Below are 269 nucleotides of genomic sequence, written 5' to 3' on the forward strand. Positions count from 1 at the left end.
GCGATCGCGACGGCCGCGAGGTCGCTCTTCGGGAAGTAGTAGATCGATTGCGCGGCCGTCGCGCCGACCATCGCGACCGACGGCGAGAAGTTCGAGCGACCACCACCGTTCGCCTCGAAGTCGCCCTTGAACGACTGCAGCAGGCCCGTGTTGCGGTCGACCGCGATCCGGTAATGCATCTTGAACGCGTGGCGCTTCAGCGACGTCTGGAACTGCTCGTAGCGATCGTTCGCGAAACGCACGGGGCGGCCGTCCGCGTACAACGCGCA

General features: G+C 65.8%; 1 protein-coding gene. It reads right to left on the minus strand.

The window, feature by feature from the left end; all coding sequences use genetic code 11:
* A partial coding sequence (locus tag A9Z05_RS33740) for a molybdopterin cofactor-binding domain-containing protein (protein WP_141723542.1) occupies positions 1-269 on the minus strand: 269 nt, incomplete at both ends.

The sequence above is a fragment of the Burkholderia sp. A2 genome (assembly GCF_001729305.1).
GTDB classification, from domain to species: domain Bacteria; phylum Pseudomonadota; class Gammaproteobacteria; order Burkholderiales; family Burkholderiaceae; genus Burkholderia; species Burkholderia sola.